Here is a 15,557-nt window from a genome sequence, read left to right as displayed (position 1 = left end):
ACGGAAGGAAAACCATGACTACCGCCACTCAGAACACCTTCTACGCCGAAGGCCAACTCTCCGCCCTACTCAAGAGCGAAACCGCCCAGGCGCACCACGACGCTGAAAACTCGGTGTTCATGACCCAGCTGCTCGACGGGAAGCTGGATATCAACGCGGTTGCTGCCCTGACCGGCCAGCTCTACTTCGTCTACGAGGCCCTCGAGTCCGCGGTCCGGGCGAACCAGGACACAGCGGAGCTGGCGTCGATCTACGACCCGCGCCTGGAGCGGCTTTCTGCGCTGGAGTCCGACCTGGAGCAGCTTTACGGCGGCCAGTGGCGCGAGCACATTGCACCGCTGCCAGCGACCCAGAACTATGTCGAGGCCCTGCGGCAGATCGGCGCGGGGCAGGACGGCGCGGCAGCGCTGGCCCACCACTATGTCCGTTACCTGGGTGATATGTCGGGCGGTCAGGTCATCGCCCGCATGTTTGAGAAGTACTACGGCCTGGATGAGCGCAGCACGTCCTTCTATGATTTCGACGCCATCGGCCGGATCAAGCCCTACCGCGACCGCTACCGCATCACGCTCAACCAGCTCGAGCTCAGTGCCGAGGCCAAGGAAAAGATCATCGACTGCGCCAGCGCGGCCTTCGCTATGAACCAGGCAGTGTTCCAGTCCCTGGCCGAACAGCACGTCCGTTAAACCGCCCACCCCAGCCGGGGTGCCGCCGCCACGGGCGTGCCTCGGCGCAGAGGCGCTACTCCTTCAGGCTCCACTGGGCCCCATCAGGGGTATCGGTGACCTCGATACCGGCTGCCGTGAGCCGGTCGCGGACCTCATCCGCCACCGCCCAGTTCTTCTCCGCGCGAGCCTCCGCCCGGCGCTGCAGATCGTCCTGCACCAGGGAATCCAGGGCGGTCATCGCCGCCGAGGAACCCTGCCCGGCCATCGTCTGCTCCAGCCAGTGCTCGTCGAACGGGTCCACACCCAGGACGCCCATCATCGCCCGGATCTGCCCGGCGACCCGCATGACCGTCTCGGTGTCCTTAACCTCGAGGGCCTTATTTCCCTCGCGGACCGTGTCGTGGATGACGGCCAGGGCCTGCGGCACCGCGAGGTCATCGTTCATCTTCTCCGCGAAGGCTTCCGGCCACTGCCCCACGGCCACCAGCTGCTCCGGGCCGCGGGCAGCCTGCTCATCGGCCGCGTCGTCCTCAATGGCAGCGAGGTAGGCGGCCGCGCGCAGCAGGAACTTCTCAATCCTGCGGTAACCGGCGGCGGCCTCGGCCACCGCGGACTCGGAGTACTCCAGCATGGAGCGGTAGTGCCCGCTGCCCAGGTAGTAGCGCAGCTCCACCGGGCGGACCTTCTCCAGGATGTTCGGCACGCTCAGTACGTTGCCGAGCGACTTGGACATCTTCTCCCCACTCATGGTCACCCAGCCGTTGTGCATCCAGTACTGGGCGAAGCCATCGCCGGCGGCCGTGGCCTGAGCGGCCTCATTCTCGTGGTGCGGGAATTGCAGGTCCAGCCCGCCGGCGTGGATGTCGAACTCCCCGCCCAGGTAGTTCGTTGCCATCGCGGAGCACTCGATGTGCCAGCCCGGGCGTCCCCGGCCCCACGGCGTATCCCACGCGGGCTCGCCCGGCTTGGCGGCCTTCCACATCGTGAAGTCGCGGGGATCCTTCTTGCCCGTGCCCGCGGACTCGCCCTGGTCCAGCTCGTCGAGCTTCTGACCGGACAGGAAGCCGTAGTTCTCGATCGAGGCGGGCTGGGCGTAGACGTTGCCGTCGGCGGCGTAGCCGTGGCCGTTATCGATGATGCGCTGCATGTACTCGATCATCTGCGGGACGTGCCCGGTCGCCCGCGGCTCCACGGACGGCGGCAGCACGCCCAGCTGGTCATAAGCCCAGGTGAAGGCCCGCTCGTGGGTGGCTGCCCACTCCCACCAAGGGCGGTTGTTCTCCGCGGCCTTGGTGAGGATCTTGTCGTCGATGTCGGTGACGTTACGGACGAACGCGACGTCGTAGCCCTGGGCGAGCAACCAGCGGCGCAGGACATCGAAGGCCACACCGGAACGCACGTGCCCGATGTGCGGGATGGACTGCACGGTGGCGCCACACAGGTAGATGGAAACCTTGCCTTCGCGCAGCGGGGTGAACTCGCGGACCTTGCGGCTCGCGGTGTCGTAAATGCGCAGCTGGAGCGGCATCGGCTCCGAAGCGTCGGTGGGCAAAGAATCAACCATGGTTGGCCGCCTTCTTTTCTCTCGCAGGTTCTATTCTGGCGGGCCAGGGCGGATGCGCCCCGCGCCCCTCGTCACCGCAATTGTACTTCGGTGGCCGGTGGCTGCCGAGGGGAAGGCTATCCTCGGTAGGCAGTCACTAAAAGACCTGCCCGAGGAGGATCATGGCCCACCGCCTAGCAACCATCGAAACCGCCGGCCACCTGCGCACCATCCGCGTCGAGAGCTTCGACGGCACGCACGGCACCGGGACCGTCCTGGCCGACGGGGATCTCGGGGGTTTTCTTCAGGACGTCACCCTCTCGGCCTCCGCGGACGCCGAGGAGAGCATTGAGTTTTCGGCCCGTCAGTTGGCTCCGGTGATCCCGAACCCGCGGAAGGTGCTGTGCACCGGGTTGAACTTCCGGGAGCACATCGTAGAGATGGGGCATCCGGTGCCGGACCACCCCACGCTGTTCGCGAAGTTCGCCACGGCGCTGACCACGCCTTATGGGAACGTGCGGGTGCCACGTGCGATGGCGCAGAAGCTGGATTATGAGGGCGAGCTGGCGATCGTGATGGGCCACGGTGGCCAGATCGCGGGGTATGCGGTGATGAATGACTTCTCCCAGCGGGATTGGCAGTACCGCACCCAGCAGTGGCTGCAGGGTAAGAATCTGGACGAGTCCAGCGCGCTTGGGCCGTGGCTGACGATGGCCACGGATGAAAAGGGCCAGCCCTTCGACCCGGTGGCGGAAGGGGCGATGCTGCGGACCTGGGTGAATGGGGAGCTGCGCCAGGAGCACAGCCTCGCCGACCTGGTGTTCAAGCCGCAGGAGCTGGTGGAGTACGTGGAGAACTTCGCCACACTGGAGGCTGGCGACGTCATCGCTCTCGGCACGCCGGCGGGTGTTGGCCACGGGATGACACCGCCTCGCTACCTGGGGCACGGGGACACCGTCGAGGTTGAGATTGAGGGCCTGGGCCGGATCTCCAGCACCATCGACGTGCGCTAGCTCTTAGGCCTCGGCCTGCCACACAACCGCGGTAGCGAGAGCAGCCACACCCTCCCCGCGGCCGGTAAAGCCCATCTTGTCGGTGGTCGTCGCAGAAACGGACACCGGCGCCCCGACGAGCTCGGTAAGGCGGCTCTCGGCTTCCTCCCGGCGCGGCCCCATCTTCGGCCTGTTGCCGATCATCTGGGCGGCGACGTTGCCGATCGTGAAGCCGTTCTCTGCCAGCAGCTGGCGGCACTCTATGATGAGCCGCTCCCCCGAGACCCCGTCATACTCCTTTTGCCCCACTCCAACGAAGCTGCCCAGGTCCCCCAGTCCGGAGGCGCTCAGCAGGGCGTCGACGATGACGTGGCTGACCACGTCGCCGTCGGAGTGTCCCTCGCAGCCATCAGCGTCCTCGAAGAACAGCCCGGCCATCCAGCAGGGCTTGCCGGGCTCGACCTGGTGGGCGTCGGAGGCGATACCGACGCGGGGGATAATCGGCTGGGTCATGGGTGCTCTTTCCTTCCTTGGTCGACCATCATCGGTCGATCATCATCGCTCAACCATCATTTCAGCGATGGCGAAGTCCCGAGGGGTGGTGATTTTCATCGCCCGGTCGTCGCCGGCGGTGATTGCTACCGGATAGTCGGCGAGCTCCATGATGGAGGCATCGTCCGTGGCCAGCCGGGCGTGCCCCCGGCCGAGCTCCAGGCCGGCCTGGTACTTCCGGTTAGCGTCCATCAACGCGGAGAAGAGGAAGCCCTGCGGGGTCTGCACCGCCACCAGACCATCGCGGGCCGGGGTGCCCGTGACCATCCCGTCCTCGACGGTCTTGATCGTGTCCGTCACCGGCAGGGTGGGAACCACGCCTGCCGCGGTGCCCGCCTCCCCGTGGGCGCGAACCTGCTCGACGACCTGGGCGATCATCGCGGGCGGGGTGAGGCAGCGGGCGGCATCGTGCACCAGCACAATCGCCTCATCCACCTGCGCGCACTCCACGCAGTCCACGGGCGATCCGAGCTCGCCCTCCACGAGCTGTAGGCCGGCAAAAACGCTATCGGAGCGCTCGGAGCCCCCGGTGCCGGTGCTCACGCGCATTCCCGCCCATGCGGCCTGGTTGGCGGGGTCGTCGAGGATCTCCGCCATGCGCCCCTGCAAATCCGGGCTGATCATCACGAAGGTTCGCCCCACTACCCCGGAGCTGGCCAGCCCGTCCAGGGCTCGCTCCACGAGGGTGCGCCCCGCCAGCTCCACGAAGGCCTTGGGCTGATCGGCCCCCAACCGGGTTCCGCTGCCCGCCGCCGCGATAACGGCCACCACGGGCAGCGCTGCAGTATCAGTCTTGGAAAACACGTCTCACCCGGCGCTCTCTACTCGGCAGACCACCCCGCAAGGAGGCGGCTGGCAACCGTGGCTGTTACTTGTTGAGCTCGTCGTCGAGGTCGATGGCGCCGTCCCCCTCGGTATCCGCCGCACGGGCGGCAGCCGCCTGCTCGCGGTGGCGCTCGATGGTCTCGTGCATCTCGGCTAGCAGCGCGTCGGCCTTCTTATCGTCGACGCCCTCGGCCAGCGCGAGCTCGCCCACCAGGATCTGGCGGGCCTTGGCCAGCATGCGCTTCTCACCGGCGGACAGGCCACGGTCCTGGTCGCGGCGCCACAGGTCGCGAATCACCTCGGCGACCTTGTTCTGGTCACCGGAGGTCAGGCGCTCCTGATTCGCCTTGTAGCGGCGCGACCAGTTGCCCGCCTCCTCGACATCCGTCTCGCGCAGCACGGAGAAGACCTTGCGCAGACCCTCCTCACCGACGACGTCGCGCACGCCCACCTTCTCAGCGTTCGCGGCCGGGACGCGGACGGACAGGTCGCCCTGGTAGAGGCGCAGCACGAGGTAGTCCACCGTCTCACCCTTGAACTCGCGCTGCTCGATCCCCTCGATCTGAGCTGCGCCGTGGTGTGGGTATACGACCGTGTCGCCGACCTTGAAATCCATCCGTGACCTTCCTATTTACGCCCTCGTTGCGCTTTAAAAACCGTGTTCGAGCATACCCGATCGGCCCGCTGCCTGCAGAAAGACCCGGTCCCGCCGAAAAGCCGCAACGCTTTGGCCAGCGCGCACCGACGCTGGCGGGCGACGCCCCCAAACAATAGGGGTAACAACGGGGTGGAAATAGGGGAAAACAGTGCCTGAACTAGGAATCTGCCCACCCAAGGGGCTATTCTGTGAAGCAGCTATTAGTTTCCGGCCAATTTGCGCCGGGTACGATGACCACAACTGTTGAAAGGCCTTAACCGGCCTAGGCCTAGCCTCACAATGGAGGATCAGAACGTGAAGTCTCAGAAGTCGACCGTTGTCCGCGGTGCCCTCGCCATCGTTGCTGCAGGTGCCGCCCTGGGCATGACCGCTTGCTCCGCTGGTCAGATCACCCAGACCGCAGAGCAGGCACCGGCCGTGAACGGCCTGCACGCCAAGGAGGGCAACGTGGACGTCGCGGACGTCTCCGTGGTTCTGGGTGCCGACGGCAAGCCGTCTCTGAAGTTCACCGCTTCCAATGCGGAGGACAACGGCACGGACGTCAAGCTGGTCTCCGCTTCCGTGGACGGCCAGGCTGCAAACCTGAACGAGACCATCAAGCCGGGCTGCAACCTCGTCGTGGACCGCAAGGATGCCCTGGAGGACCTGCAGAAGGGGGCTAAGGATCAGAAGTGCCTCAGCTACGCCGCTGGTGACGTTTCCGGCGTGAAGGACCTCTACGTCGGCGGCCAGAAGCCGGTGGAGATCAAGTTCGACGGCGCTGAGTTCTCCCTGAACGCACCGGTCGTCGCTTACACCCCGGAGGCTGGCGCCTTCGACCGCGACAAGGACGGCCAGCCGACCGACAAGTAGTCGCTACTCGGCTTTAGGCCTGCCGCCGCTCCCCTTCGTGGGGCGGCGGTTTTTGTTTTCTGCGGGCGCTGACCTGGGATGTTCGATTATCCGTGTGCGCGGCGGAGGGGGTGTCTGCAGCTCTGCCTAGAATGACCGGCATGGCAACAAAGCGGAGCTCGAAAACCAGCTACGAATGCACCGAGTGCGGCTACGTCCTGTCCAAGTGGATGGGTCGCTGCCCCAGCTGCGGTGAGTGGGGCACGCTCGAGGAGCGCCGCCCCGCCGCCGCGAGCGCGGCCGGGCCCCGCTCCGGCTCCCGGCACCTCGCCGGGGCCACCAGCGATGCCCTGCCGGTCACGGAGATCGACCCGCAGATCGCCAACCACATCCCCACCGGCTCGGCGGAGCTGGACCGGGTGTTGGGCGGTGGCGTCGTCCCCGGTTCTGCGGTGCTGCTCGCGGGCGAACCGGGCGTGGGCAAGTCCACGCTGCTGCTGGAGGTCTCCGCAAACTGGGCCAAGGCCAACCGCTCGGTGCTGATCATCACCGCCGAGGAGTCCGTCGGCCAGGTACGCCACCGCGCGGAGCGCACCAATGCCCTCTCCGAGAAGCTCTACATCGCCGCCGAGCACGACCTGGAGCAGGCGCTGCACCACGTGGATACGGTCAAGCCCGAGCTGATCATCGTGGACTCCCTGCAGACCATGAACGCCAGCGGCGTGGAGGGCGTGCCGGGCGGGGTGACCCAAACCCGGGCCGTGACGTCCACCCTGACCACTCTGGCGAAGCAGTCCGGCACCCCGGTGCTGGCGGTGGGGCACGTGACGAAGGATGGCAACGTCGCGGGGCCGCGCACCATCGAGCACCTCGTGGACGTCGTCCTGCACTTCGAGGGCGATCAACACTCCTCCCTGCGTTTCCTCCGCGGCATCAAGAACCGCTTCGGCCCCACCGAGGAGGTCGGCTGCTTCGAGCAGACCGCGGAGGGGATCAAGGAGGTCACAGATCCCTCGGGGCTGTTCTTGAACCACCGCACCGAATCCGTGACGGGTACTGCGGTCACCGTGAAGATGGATGGCCGCCGAGCGCTCGTCGGGGAGATCCAAACGCTCGCGGTGGAGACCGAGCAGGGCAATCCGAAGCGCTTCGTCACCGGCATCGAGTCGGGCCGGGTGTCCATGATGCTCGCAGTGCTCGCCCAGCGCTGCGGGATGCAGCTGGGGCGGCGGGAGGTCTACGCCGCGACCGTGGGCGGGATGCGGATCAGCGAGCCGGCCGCGGACCTCGCGCTGGGGCTGGCGCTGGCCTCCACCGCCGAGGACGAGCCACTCCCCCTCGGCCTCTGCGCGATGGGAGAAGTGGGCCTGGGCGGCGAGGTGCGACGCATCCCGGAGATCAACCAGCGACTCTCCGAGGCCGCACGGCTGGGGATGAGGCATGCAATCATCCCGGCGGGCACCAGCCCGAGCGTGCCGAAGGGTTTAGAGGTGCACCAGGTCAAGAACATCGGCCAGGCACTCGGCGTGGTGCGGCGGCTGCGCGAGGGTTAACTGCGCGGGTGGCCGCCACGCGGGGTTGGTTGTGCGGGCCGCCGGGGCTAGTTATGTGGGGCGCCGGGGCTGATGCCGCGGGCGACCCAAGCACGGGGCTCGCCGCTAGCTCATGTTGAAGGTCGCGGGCTGGGAGACGTTATCCCCCAGGTGCGCGTAGAGCAGGTAGCTGCCCGGGCCCACCGGCTGGCGATCCTCGCACCGATCCGGGGCGGAGGTGGTCCGGGACCAGGAACCCATCTTGTAGTTCTGGCTCTTACCGGCCTCGATCGTCACTTCCCCGGTGATGGAAGGCTCGTTGCAGTCCAGGTCACCCCACACGCGGTGGTAGTCATCCATCGCGAAGACCTCGAAGAGCAGGTTGGCCTCGTCCACGTCGATCACGCAATCCGCCTTCGTGGGATTCGCGATCTTCGCGTAGAAGGTCGGCTCCTCGCCCGGGTCGAAGGTGGACTTACCCGGCACCGCGGTCACGCGCAGATCTGCGAGCTCGCAGCTGGTCTTCTCCGCGGCTGAGTCCTTCGGCTCGGCGTCCTTCTTTTCTTCCTCGCGCTTCTTCGCAGCCTTCTTCTCGGACTCTGCCTTCTTATCCTTCGCGTCCGGCTTTTTTTCTTTTCCGGACGTCGGCGCAGCACTGCTGCTCTGCGCGGTATCCGCCGCGGGCGTGCTGGCGTCCTCCTGGGAGCCGCCGAGGGAACTGAGCAGCCACCAGAGCAGGAGAATCACTACAACAACCGCGGCGATCGCGGCGATGCGCCTACGACGGTAAACCTCAGGCGGCAGCGGTGGCTGGGCATCACGAGGTGAGCGCTGGCCCCGTTCGGGGTCGCGGCGCCGGAAGCTGTCTCCTGTGTTCCCTGGTCCTGCGTTCACAGCCCCAGATTTTAGTTGGCTTACCTCGAATAATGGCGCTTAGACACACCCCACACGCCGGGTGGGCGGCAGCGGCGAGAACCGGCCGGAGCGCCGGGCGGCGCAGCAGTCCCGAGCGGCCTAGAGCTGGTCTTCGTCCAGACCGAAGGAGATCAGCGGCTCGGCCAGGCCGTCCTCCAGACGGTAGCGCAGGCCCACGACCGCGCAGCGTCCCTGCTCCACCTGCTGCTGGATCTCCGGGGAACGGTCCATGATGTGGCGGGTGATCTCCACGACGTGCTGCTTCTCGAAGTCCTGGGAGCCCTCCCGGCCCTCGCGGCGGGCGGCCAGCAGGGATGGGGTGACCTTCTCCACCAGCACGCGCTGGAAGCCGTTCGGAAGCTGGCCGGTATTCAGCGCGGTCTGCGCCGCTGCCACCGCACCGCAGGCCTCGTGGCCCAGCACCAACACCAGCGGCACGCCCAGCCCGTCCACGGCGAACTCCAGGGAGGCCAGCACGGATAGGTCCGTGATCTCCCCGGCGGTGCGGATCACAAAGACATCCCCCAGGCCCTGGTCGAAGACGATTTCCACCGGCACGCGAGAGTCAGAGCAGGCCAGGACCACCGCGTGCGGGCGCTGCCCTGCGGTGAGGACGTGGCGGCGGTTGACGTCCTGATTCGGGTGGGCAACGTCCTCGCTCATGAAGCGGCGGTTGCCATCGCGCATCGCAGCCCAGGCCTGCGCCGGAGTCATGGTTTGCTGCTGGGTGGGGGTCTCCGACGACTCTGTGTTGGCCTGCTGGCCGGGTACAGTATTCGAAGGGCTTTCAGGGCTGCGGGAGTCAGTCATGACTTCAATCTTGCTCTTAAAGCTTTCCCAGGACAATTTTGTAGGACAATCCGGCAGGTGGGGCCCACCCACCACCTTCGAACAACCGCAGTAATCCACTCTCCGATGCGCTTTCACCAGGCACCCCGCCCACACATCGCAGGGCAAGGTTCACCCCGACACCCCGGGGAGGTGGCCGCATGACACTCCCAACCGCAGAGGGTCAGCAGGAAACCACCTTCGACCTTGCCCTCATCAGCGCACTGAACCACTGGTTCGCACGCAACGCGCGCGACCTGCCCTGGCGCCACATCGGCACCAGCCCGTGGGCAATCCTGGTGAGCGAAGTGATGTCGCAGCAGACCCCCGTCGCCCGCGTCGCCCCGCGGTGGCAGGTTTGGCTGCAGCGCTGGCCCACCCCGGCCGCGCTCGCAACCGCTGCCACCGCGGACGTCATCCGCGAATGGGGAAACCTGGGCTATCCGCGCCGCGCCCTGCGGCTGCAGGAATGCGCCCAGGCCTGCGTGGAGCGCTTCGGCGGGGAACTACCCAGCAGCATCGCAGAACTGGAGAGCCTGCCCGGCGTGGGCAGCTACACCGCCCGCGCGGTGGCCGCCTACGCCTTCGAGCAGGCCGTTCCCGTGGTGGACACCAACGTCCGCCGCGTGTGCCACCGAGCAGCCCACGGCAACTTCCTGCAGGGACCGGCGCGCAGCCACGACCTCGCGGACGTCGCCGACATGATGCCGTGGGTGGACCACGACCCCGCCCTGGACCGTCGCGGCTACCGCAACGCCGGCCACGTCCGGGACCACCGGGACGCAGCGCTGCTCATGACCGCCTCCCTGATGGAGCTCGGCAGCCTGATCTGCCAGGCCCGCACCCCGCAGTGCGGGCTCTGCCCCATCGCCGCGCGCTGCGCGTGGGTGGCGGCAGGCAAGCCCGCGCCGACGGAAGAAGAGAAATCCGCCGCCGCCCGGCGCGTCCAGAAGTTCGAAGGCACGGACCGCCAGGTTCGCGGCCTGGTCCTCAAAACCCTGAGAGAATCTGCGACCACCCAAGTCGCAGTCAATGAAATCGAGCAACTGTGGCCCGATCGGGTTCAGCTTTCGCGAGCGGTGGATTCCCTCGTGGCTGACCGGCTGATCGAGCGCACCCACGCCGGGATCACCCTTCCCGACTAGTTGATTCTTACTGGGGCACCCTAACCTCTACTTAAATACGTTTATTCTGATCCGCCACTGGTTCAGCCTCGAGCGGCACCACCGCCACAACCGGCCGCGCTTGCTCACGCCACCCCACCCGGGGGTGTGGTTGAACCTGGTCCTAGGCCGCCACCGCGCGGATCATCGTTGTAGAAAGGCCCTCGTTTCATGAGTTCCGGAACCTCCACTCAGTCCGCGGTTGGCCGTGGCGCGGCGAAACCCGTCGCCTCGATTTTCGCCGTCGGGCTGATGCTGTTTTCGATGTTCTTCGGCGCCGGCAACCTGATCTTCCCACCCATGCTGGGGATCGAGTCCGGCGAGAACTTCACCCCCGCCATCATCGGCTTCATGCTGACCGGCGTGCTGCTGCCGACGATCACGATCATCGCGGTGGCCATCTCTGGCGCCGGGGTGCGCCAGCTGGCATCACGCGCGGGGGCCGTGTTCGGGCTGGTGTTCTCCATCGCCGCCTACCTGTCCATCGGCTCCTTCTACGCCATGCCGCGTGCCGCGGCGATTGGCTACGAACTGGGCATCGAGTCCACCTTCGGCTTCTCCGGCCAGGTGTGGCGCCTGGTGACCACCGCGGTCTTCTTCGCGGTGGCTTTCGCGATCGTCCTGTTCCCCGGCAAGGTCGCCGACACCCTGGGTAAGTACCTGACGCCGCTACTGCTGGCGCTCATCGCCATCCTCGCGGTGCTGGGCTTCATGAGGCTCAATGGCGAACCGGCCGCCGCAACCGGCGAGTACGCCAGCAGCCCGCTAACCGCGGGCATCCTGGAGGGCTACTTCACGATGGACTCCATCGCGGCGATGGCCTTCGCGATCATCGTGGTGAGCTCTTTCAACGCTCATGGCATCAAGGAGCGCAAGACGGTCGTCAAGTACTCCTCGATCTCCGCGGTACTGGCTGGTTTCTTCCTGCTGATCGTGTACCTCGCCCTGGGCGTGATGGGCACGAAGATGCCGGATAAGGGACAGTACTCGGACGGCGCGGAAGTGCTCTCGCAGGCGTCGAAGCTCTCCCTGGGAACGGCCGGTGACATGGTCTTCTCCGGCGTGGTGCTGCTCGCCTGCTTGACGACGGCGGTCGGCCTGATCGCGGCGTCAGCGTCCTTCTTCCACGAGCTGGTTCCCGTAATCAGCTACCGCTGGTGGTCCGTGGTCTTCACCCTGATTGGCTTCACGGTGGCCAACCTCGGCCTGGAGAAGATCCTGAGCTTCTCCGGCCCAATCATCGGCCTGATCTACCCGCCGGCGATCGCACTGATCGCGGTGACCTTCACGCAGCTGGCAGTGCGTGGCCGCCCGATTCCGCTGACCTACCGCGCTGCCGTGGCAGTCGCCCTGATGTTCTCCATCATCGACCTGCTGAGCGATCTGCTGGGCGACACGATGGACAGCATCACCGGCGCCCTGAGCGTGATCCCGCTGTACGCGGAGGGCCTGGGCTGGGTACTGCCCACCCTCATCGTCGGCGCTATCGCGCTGGTGGTGGACCTGAGCCGGAAGGATTCGGGCCACCAGGCTGACGCGCTGGCTGTCGCCGAACCGGAATAGTACTTTCCCCAACACAATAGTGTTCCAGCCGATAGGATCTAGCTGTTAACTGCCTGCCAGCCACGATCCTTCCAAGGAGCACCCATGTTCAGCCTTCGATCCCCCAATTCCCGACGCACCAGCCGCGCGGCGAGCCTTACCGCCGCCGCGGCCATCACCGCCGTCGCGCTGCCACTTTCTGTGTCCGGCGCGGCGGCGTCCCCGCTTTATGGCTCCGTCGAAGGCGCGTGGCGGGGCTCGTCGGAGATGGGCTCCGGAGCCGCGCTCGGCAGCTCCATGCCGAACTACGATCCGGATAACTTCTACAGCTCCCTCCCGGAGTACGTGGAGGGCAAGCCCGGCCAGGTGCTGAAGACCGGCCCAAGCAAGCTCGCACTGGGGCTGCCGTTCGTGGACCTGACGAACAGCAAGGCAACCCGCGTGGCCTACGTGTCCACCGACTCGAATGGCAAGACTATCCCGGTCACCGGCACCGTCTACGAGTCCTCGAAGCCGTGGCGGGGTAAGGGGCCGCGCCCGCTGATGCTGATCGCCCCGGGCACCCAGGGCTCCTCCAATGCCTGTGCGCCGGGCAAGCTCGCGCCGTGGGGGCTGGAGTACGAGGCGCTGCCCGCCCTGCAGGCACTGATGCGCGGCTGGGATGTCGCGCTGACCGACCTGCCGGGCCTGGGGACCCGCGCGCAGCACACGTACATGAACCGCGTGGCCCAGGGGAACGCGACGCTGGATATCGGACGCGCCGCGAAGAACATGGGCATCCGTGGGGTCAGCGACAAGACCCCGGTGGCGACCTGGGGCTACTCCCAGGGCGGTGGGGCAAGTGCTTCTGCCCTGGAGCTGGCTGATTCCTACGCCCCGGAGCTGAACCTCGTCGCAGGCTACGCGGGCGGCATCCCGGCGAACCTGGGAGTGGTGGCTGGCGCCATCGACAACGGCGCGCTCGCCGCTGCCCTCGGCTACGCCATCAACGGCCTGCTGTACTCCGACCCGGAGCTGCGCGAGCCGATCTACTCGAAGCTCAACGATAAGGGCCGGAAGCTGCTGGAGCAGACGAAGGACGAGTGTGTGCCAGAGTCGCTGATCCGCCATGCTTATACGGACACCCGCACGATCACCAAGGATGGCTCCTCCCTGACGGAGCTGATGCAGGAGGAGCCGATCGCCAGCGCGGTGCAGAAGCAGCTGATCGGCACGCTCTCCCCGTCCGTCCCGGTGTACATCGGGCAGGGTAAGAACGACGACACGATCCCGGCCTCCCAGGCCCGCGACCTGGCCCGCAGCTGGCTGGGCAAGGGAGCGAAGGTATACTACCGGGAGCAGGACGTGCCGAGCGTGGCCCCGCTGGTGGATCACGTGATCCCGATGATGGCGAACCTCTCCCCCGCGGTGCTGTGGCTGGAGAAGGTCATCAATGGCCAGCCCTATGAGCTGTCCACCGCAGATCAGATCCCGCGCTAGGCCGAGCTCGCGGGGTCGCTAACCCGACCCCGCAGCCCCTCCCGCACTCCCCTCAGCGCTGCCCTTCGGCACCGCGTCGGACTGCGCCGACGTATGCCCCCACGCATAACAAGATCCGCGGCCACCCGTACTGGGTGTGCCGCGGCTCTTTAGCTTTCACCGGTCTCCTGGCTGTGCCGGCCTGCGAAGGGATTAGTCCTCGGACTGCCCCTCGGAGCCGGTGCTTTCGCCAGTGTTCTCGCCGGTAGCGTCCTCCTCAGGCACGTCGCCGGCTGCCGCGGAGGCGACGGAGACCTTGGCTTCCTCGGACGGGCTGCGGTGCGCCGCTCCGTCCTCGACCTCGAAGTCAGCGGCGTCGAACTCCGGCAGCGGCTTCGGCTTGGAACCGAAGACGAACTTCGCGTCCTTGCCGGCGGACTCGCCGTCCCAGTTCTCCACGTCCACGGTGACGATCTCGCCTGCACCGAACTCGCCGAAAAGGATCTTCTCGGAGAGCTCGTCCTCGATCTCGCGCTGGATCGTGCGACGCAGCGGGCGGGCACCCAGGACCGGGTCGAAGCCGCGCTTGGCGAGCAGGTTCTTGGCCTTCTCGCTGACCTCGATGCCCATGTCCTTGTCCTCCAGGGCGCGGCGGACGCGGCCTATGAGCAGGTCCACCATCTGGACGATCTGCTCGCGGGTGAGCTGGTGGAAGACCACGATGTCGTCGATACGGTTCAGGAACTCCGGGCGGAAGTGCTTCTTCAGCTCGTCATCCACCTTGGACTTCATCCGCTCGTACTGCGCGGCCTCGTCCTGCTCGCCGGCGTTGGAGAAGCCCATGCCCACGGCCTTGGAGATATCCCTGGTGCCCAGGTTGGAGGTGAAGATCAGCACCGTGTTCTTGAAGTCCACGATGCGGCCCTGGCCATCGGTCAGGCGACCTTCCTCCAGCACCTGCAGCAGGGTGTTGTAGATGTCCTTATCGGCCTTCTCGATCTCGTCGAAGAGGACGACGGAGAACGGCTTGCGGCGGACCTTCTCGGTCAGCTGACCGCCCTCTTCGTAACCGACATAGCCAGGAGGCGAGCCGAACAGCCGCGAGATCGTGTGCTTCTCGGAGAACTCGCTCATGTCGAGCTGGATCAGGGCGTCCTCGTCGCCGAAGAGGAACTCCGCGAGCGTCTTGGACAGCCACGTCTTGCCGACGCCGGACGGGCCGGCGAAGATGAACGACCCACCAGGACGCTTCGGGTCCTTGAGGCCCGCGCGCGTGCGCCGGATCGCCCGCGACAGTGCGCGGATCGCCTCGTCCTGACCGATGACGCGCTTGTGGAGCTCGTCCTCCATCTTGAGCAGACGGGTGGACTCAGCCTCGCTGAGCTTGACGATCGGGATTCCGGTCGCGGTGGCGAGCACCTCAGCGATCAGCTCCTCGTCGACCTCGGCGACGACGTCCATGTCGCCGGCCTTCCACTGCTTCTCGCGTTCGGACTTCGCGACGATGAGCTTCTTCTCCTCGTCACGCAGCGACGCGGCCAGCTCGAAGTCCTGCGCGTCGATCGCGCCCTCCTTCTTGCGGCGGACCTCGGCGATCTTCTCGTCGAACTCGCGCAGGTCCGGCGGGGCGGTCATCCTGCGGATCCGCAGTCGCGACCCTGCCTCGTCGATCAGGTCGATCGCCTTGTCAGGCAGGAATCGATCGGAGATGTAGCGGTCGGCCAACGTCGCCGCCGACACCAGCGCCTCGTCGGTGATCGTCACCCGGTGGTGGGCTTCGTAACGGTCACGCAGACCTTTGAGCATCTCGATGGTATGGGCGATCGTCGGCTCGGCCACCTGGATCGGCTGGAAGCGTCGCTCGAGCGCCGCGTCCTTCTCGAGGTGCTTGCGGTACTCGTCGAGCGTCGTCGCGCCGATGGTCTGGAGCTCGCCGCGCGCCAGCATCGGCTTCAGGATGCTGGCCGCGTCAATCGCTCCCTCGGCAGCTCCGGCGCCGACGAGCGTGTGGATCTCGTCGATGAAGAGCACGATGTCGCCCCGCGTCCGA

The 15,557-nt window shown here is 66.6% G+C and carries 14 protein-coding genes; 7 read left to right on the top strand and 7 right to left on the bottom strand.

Going from position 1 to position 15,557, the window contains the following annotated elements; genetic code table 11:
- Positions 1 to 14: 14 nt before the first annotated feature.
- Positions 15 to 686: a heme oxygenase (biliverdin-producing) gene (locus tag Q1V78_RS08265; protein ID WP_300613494.1), complete on the top strand. Its 672-nt coding sequence runs from the start codon at positions 15 to 17 to the stop codon at positions 684 to 686.
- Between the two features lie 55 nt (positions 687 to 741).
- Here the strand turns inward: Q1V78_RS08265 and cysS are convergent, their stop codons facing one another.
- Positions 742 to 2,196: a cysteine--tRNA ligase gene (cysS, locus tag Q1V78_RS08260; protein WP_300613547.1), complete on the bottom strand. Its 1,455-nt coding sequence runs from the start codon at positions 2,194 to 2,196 to the stop codon at positions 742 to 744.
- Positions 2,197 to 2,393: 197 nt separating this feature from the next.
- Here cysS and Q1V78_RS08255 point away from each other — a divergent pair, with 197 nt between their 5' ends.
- The gene (locus Q1V78_RS08255) at positions 2,394 to 3,224 is read left to right on the top strand and encodes a fumarylacetoacetate hydrolase family protein (RefSeq protein WP_300613491.1); all 831 of its coding nucleotides are present in this window, start codon (positions 2,394 to 2,396) and stop codon (positions 3,222 to 3,224) included.
- Between the two features lie 3 nt (positions 3,225 to 3,227).
- Here Q1V78_RS08255 and ispF read toward each other — a convergent pair whose 3' ends face one another.
- From ispF to Q1V78_RS08240, 3 genes are all read right to left on the bottom strand, one after another.
- Entirely contained in the window at positions 3,228 to 3,716 is a 489-nt protein-coding gene (ispF, locus tag Q1V78_RS08250; RefSeq protein WP_300613489.1) for a 2-C-methyl-D-erythritol 2,4-cyclodiphosphate synthase, read from the bottom strand.
- A 42-nt stretch (positions 3,717 to 3,758) separates the two neighbouring features.
- Positions 3,759 to 4,559 carry a 2-C-methyl-D-erythritol 4-phosphate cytidylyltransferase gene (locus Q1V78_RS08245; RefSeq protein ID WP_300613487.1) on the bottom strand — a complete coding sequence of 267 codons (801 nt, stop codon included), beginning with the start codon at positions 4,557 to 4,559 and terminating at the stop codon, positions 3,759 to 3,761.
- Positions 4,560 to 4,623: 64 nt separating this feature from the next.
- Positions 4,624 to 5,196, bottom strand: a complete 573-nt coding sequence (locus Q1V78_RS08240) for a CarD family transcriptional regulator (protein ID WP_300613485.1) — start codon at positions 5,194 to 5,196, stop codon at positions 4,624 to 4,626.
- A gap of 336 nt (positions 5,197 to 5,532) precedes the next feature.
- On the opposite strand from Q1V78_RS08240, the gene Q1V78_RS08235 reads away from it, so the two are divergent.
- Entirely contained in the window at positions 5,533 to 6,090 is a 558-nt protein-coding gene (locus tag Q1V78_RS08235; protein WP_300613483.1) for a hypothetical protein, read from the top strand.
- A 131-nt stretch (positions 6,091 to 6,221) separates the two neighbouring features.
- Positions 6,222 to 7,622 carry a DNA repair protein RadA gene (gene radA / locus Q1V78_RS08230; protein ID WP_300613480.1) on the top strand — a complete coding sequence of 467 codons (1,401 nt, stop codon included), beginning with the start codon at positions 6,222 to 6,224 and terminating at the stop codon, positions 7,620 to 7,622.
- Positions 7,623 to 7,727: 105 nt separating this feature from the next.
- On the opposite strand, the gene Q1V78_RS08225 is transcribed toward radA, so the two are convergent.
- Positions 7,728 to 8,495: a hypothetical protein gene (locus Q1V78_RS08225; protein ID WP_300613478.1), complete on the bottom strand. Its 768-nt coding sequence runs from the start codon at positions 8,493 to 8,495 to the stop codon at positions 7,728 to 7,730.
- A 120-nt stretch (positions 8,496 to 8,615) separates the two neighbouring features.
- Positions 8,616 to 9,203 (bottom strand): carbonic anhydrase, encoded by a 588-nt coding sequence (locus Q1V78_RS08220; RefSeq protein WP_284758569.1) that lies wholly within the window; start codon positions 9,201 to 9,203, stop codon positions 8,616 to 8,618.
- A 302-nt stretch (positions 9,204 to 9,505) separates the two neighbouring features.
- Here Q1V78_RS08220 and Q1V78_RS08215 point away from each other — a divergent pair, with 302 nt between their 5' ends.
- From Q1V78_RS08215 to Q1V78_RS08205, 3 genes are all read left to right on the top strand, one after another.
- Positions 9,506 to 10,489 (top strand): A/G-specific adenine glycosylase, encoded by a 984-nt coding sequence (locus Q1V78_RS08215; RefSeq protein WP_300613476.1) that lies wholly within the window; start codon positions 9,506 to 9,508, stop codon positions 10,487 to 10,489.
- A gap of 189 nt (positions 10,490 to 10,678) precedes the next feature.
- Complete coding sequence (brnQ, locus tag Q1V78_RS08210) at positions 10,679 to 12,070, top strand: branched-chain amino acid transport system II carrier protein (RefSeq protein ID WP_300613474.1); 1,392 nt, start codon at positions 10,679 to 10,681, stop codon at positions 12,068 to 12,070.
- A gap of 84 nt (positions 12,071 to 12,154) precedes the next feature.
- Positions 12,155 to 13,528, top strand: coding sequence for a lipase family protein (locus tag Q1V78_RS08205; RefSeq protein ID WP_300613472.1), 1,374 nt, complete (start codon positions 12,155 to 12,157; stop codon positions 13,526 to 13,528).
- A gap of 192 nt (positions 13,529 to 13,720) precedes the next feature.
- On the opposite strand, the gene Q1V78_RS08200 is transcribed toward Q1V78_RS08205, so the two are convergent.
- Positions 13,721 to 15,557 (bottom strand): ATP-dependent Clp protease ATP-binding subunit (locus Q1V78_RS08200; protein ID WP_300613470.1); only part of this gene is annotated, 1,837 nt, incomplete at its 5' end.

Origin of the sequence: Corynebacterium sp., from assembly GCF_030152825.1 — a bacterium.
In the GTDB taxonomy this organism is placed as follows: Bacteria; Actinomycetota; Actinomycetes; order Mycobacteriales; family Mycobacteriaceae; genus Corynebacterium.
The sequence above is the reverse complement of the archived record's forward strand: the minus strand, read 5'-3'. Positions and strand labels throughout refer to the sequence as shown.

Coding starts and splice junctions, on each gene's coding strand:
- Q1V78_RS08265 (WP_300613494.1), top strand. CDS start 15: ATGACTACCGCCACTCAGAACACCTTCTACGCCGAAGGCCAACTCTCC.
- cysS (WP_300613547.1), bottom strand. CDS start 2,196: ATGCCGCTCCAGCTGCGCATTTACGACACCGCGAGCCGCAAGGTCCGC.
- Q1V78_RS08255 (WP_300613491.1), top strand. CDS start 2,394: ATGGCCCACCGCCTAGCAACCATCGAAACCGCCGGCCACCTGCGCACC.
- ispF (WP_300613489.1), bottom strand. CDS start 3,716: ATGACCCAGCCGATTATCCCCCGCGTCGGTATCGCCTCCGACGCCCAC.
- Q1V78_RS08240 (WP_300613485.1), bottom strand. CDS start 5,196: ATGGATTTCAAGGTCGGCGACACGGTCGTATACCCACACCACGGCGCA.
- radA (WP_300613480.1), top strand. CDS start 6,222: ATGACCGGCATGGCAACAAAGCGGAGCTCGAAAACCAGCTACGAATGC.
- Q1V78_RS08220 (WP_284758569.1), bottom strand. CDS start 9,203: ATGCGCGATGGCAACCGCCGCTTCATGAGCGAGGACGTTGCCCACCCG.
- Q1V78_RS08215 (WP_300613476.1), top strand. CDS start 9,506: ATGACACTCCCAACCGCAGAGGGTCAGCAGGAAACCACCTTCGACCTT.
- brnQ (WP_300613474.1), top strand. CDS start 10,679: ATGAGTTCCGGAACCTCCACTCAGTCCGCGGTTGGCCGTGGCGCGGCG.
- Q1V78_RS08205 (WP_300613472.1), top strand. CDS start 12,155: ATGTTCAGCCTTCGATCCCCCAATTCCCGACGCACCAGCCGCGCGGCG.